The following is a 2,994-nucleotide window of genomic DNA, read 5'->3' as shown; positions in this document are numbered from 1 at the left end:
ACAGAGAAGTTAAGCCCGTTAGCGCAGATGGTACTGCTATCTTGTGGGAGAGTATGTCGCCGCCTTGTTTTTGAAACCCCTTCAGGTTATCCTGGAGGGGTTTTTTTATACCCCTGTCCCAAAAAAGCCCCCCTATCCTTTTTAAACAGAAAGCCAATTCATGTCTTCATAATATCAAAATGTAAGGGATATCCCTAGATAAAAAATTATGGGTGAAAACACTTATATTTTGTCATATAACTTATTATTCCTCTAAATTTTGAGAATTCCATAACGCTTTGATGTCTTAATTTTCTAATTTAGATTTCAGATTGAGGGTTTTTCCCTAAAACTTTCAATTCTCTTAAAAATCCCCCGGACCACTCTTTTTTTAATAATCCGGTGTTTTTTATTCAATATCCCCCCGTAGATGGTAAACCATTTTTTGGTGTTACAACCTTGCAATCTTGTAAGGCTTTATTCCCCCCATTTGATCTTTTAGATCCGTTTTCTGTCCTCAGATCTGGAAACAGACTTTTTGTTTATTTCTCACTTAACCTCGGTAATAGTACTAACCATAAAATCTTTAATTATGAAAGACTTTACATTGCCGGGTTCATTAGAAACTGGCGACGGCTGCTGGCAACGATGTCAGCACCGAATGCGGGCTTTTCCAGTTAGCTTTAAAATTTTGATTTTTATGCTGCTGGTAACAGTTTTTTCTTTTACTTCCTATGCTCAGGAAGTAGACCTTAACACCAGTGTCCAGGCTGGGTTTGGTATTGACGGAGATGTCCAGCGGGATACCCTTTATTTTACCAATTCCGGATTAGTTACCTGGCAGGTTGGTGACCCAATTAATATGGCCACCGGAACCGATGACTGGTTTCATAAAGCTCCTGATGGAACAGGACCAGATGGTACTGCTCACCAGGGCGCAGGAGTAATTGACACTACCGATACGGCGAAACTTGCTATTCTTCAGTCAGGTAGTAATGATACTATACAATTGCGAATGTCTTCAGATATTTATACGATGCCTGAAGGCGATGGCAGGTTGTGGATTGATGCTGTATATTACCGGGACCAGCGTACGGATGGAAGTAACAGTGACGTTACGGTTTTTGACCAAAAGGTCAATAAAAACTATAATAATCCAACCAGGTGGACCCTTAAAGATGGTGAAGTTCCGCAAAAGAATGATCTTATAGATGTTTTTGCACATTTAAGGAGAGAACCCAATGCCGGGGATGAATATGCCATAGTTGCGGCTTCTACAAGAAATTCTGATGGGGACAGTTATCTTGATTTTGAGTATTATCGGGAAAAAATAACACTGGCACAAGATGGGTCCAGTTTTATAACTGAAGGGAATGAATGCGGGCATTCTGCATACGAATTTGACCTTGAAGGTGATGGCTCCGTAATTTCTCACGGAGATATTATTCTCTCAGTAAACTATACTAAAGGAGGAGATGTTGTAGACATTCGGCTTTTGGTTTGGATCGATAAGCGTGATTTTCCCACTAATAATGATTTTGCAGCCTTCAACGAACTTTCCGGGAGACCTTTTAATTTCGGAACAAGAAGCGGGAATTTTATCTTTTACCCCTGTGATAATGACCTTTCCAATAACTATGGCTACGCAAGAATTAGTTTAAAAAACGGGCAAAATGAACAGATGGCCGTATTTGCGCAATCCAATAGTGGGGGACCGGTTCCGGCTCCTTTATGGGGCACTATAAATGATGCGGGGGACCTGGTAGATTTTTATCAGACCAATACTTTTGCAGAGCTTGCATTAAACGCTACCCTTTTCGGATTCGATACCCGAAGCAGTCAGTCTTTATGTGAAAGTCCCCTTGGAAGCGTTATCGTAAAATCAAGGTCTTCTCAATCATTCGACTCATCTTTAAAGGATTTTGCAGGGCCATTTTCTTTAGGAGATACACCTGAAGTTACAGTTTCTGTAGCTGATGGCTCTTATGAATGTTTTGAAGAGTCTACCACTTTAACAGCGATTGCCACACCCCAGGATCAGACATTTGAATATCAATGGTATGAATTGGTAGATGGTGAATATGTGGAAATTGACGGAGCAACGAGCGCGGTTCTTGAAAATGTAACAGTAGGCACCTATAAAGTTTCTGCAACTATACAAATAGCCGGCAGGGCCGGTTGTACTGCGGAAGCAGAAGGTATTGCCGTAGTCCAGAACGATCCGGCTGAAATACTTGAAGTAAGCTGTTCTGAAAATCTTGATTTGGAAGCTTGTACTTCAACTGAAGATGTTTCGGCTGCATTTGAAGCCTGGTTAAATGGAGGAACCTATAATGGGGTTACTTATTCCGGCTTTACTTACTCCGGTGGTGGTGGAGAAGTTAGTGTGGTATACACAGCCGGAGGGAATGAATATTCCAGCCTTGATCAAATTGAATTTGATGGAGATTCTTGTGACGGTGGAAGCATTACTGTTGGTATTTCTGTGACCGATGAATGCGATCAGTCTGCAAATTGTAATGCTACCTTTAGCCTGCCACCAGATGAAACCGATCCAACAATAGACACCGAAGCGATGGATGAAACCGTGGAATGTGACGGGGAAGGCAATATGGCCGCCTTACAAGCCTGGTTAGATAACAACGGAGGCGCAATGGCTTCTGATAGCTGTGGTGATGTCACCTGGAGCAACGACTTCGACGCTTTAAGCGATCTTTGTGGTGCGACCGGATCGGCTACGGTAACCTTTACCGCTACCGACGACTGCGGTAACACCAGCGAAACTTCGGCGACCTTCACTATTGAAGACACTACCGATCCAATGATCGATACCGAAGCGATGGATGAAACCGTGGAATGTGACGGCCAAGGAAACACAGCCGCACTTGATGCGTGGCTTGCCAACAACGGAGGCGCAATGGCCTCGGACAGCTGTGGTGATGTCACCTGGAGCAACGACTTCGACGCTTTAAGCGATCTTTGTGGTGCGACCGGATCGGCTACGGTAACCTTTAC

1 protein-coding gene and 1 pseudogene are annotated in these 2,994 nt (G+C 43.2%); both read left to right on the top strand.

Going from position 1 to position 2,994, the window contains the following annotated elements:
• A partial coding sequence (locus ACFQ3Q_RS14060; protein ID WP_380746923.1) for a hypothetical protein occupies nt 1-198 on the top strand: 198 nt, incomplete at its 5' end.
• 481 nt (nt 199-679) lie between these two features.
• Nucleotides 680-2,994: pseudogene (locus tag ACFQ3Q_RS14055) on the top strand (hypothetical protein); the annotation flags it as partial.

This window comes from Salegentibacter chungangensis (assembly GCF_042678405.1).
GTDB classification, from domain to species: domain Bacteria; phylum Bacteroidota; class Bacteroidia; order Flavobacteriales; family Flavobacteriaceae; genus Salegentibacter_A; species Salegentibacter_A chungangensis.
This window is presented reverse-complemented; position numbering and strand designations above follow the sequence as displayed.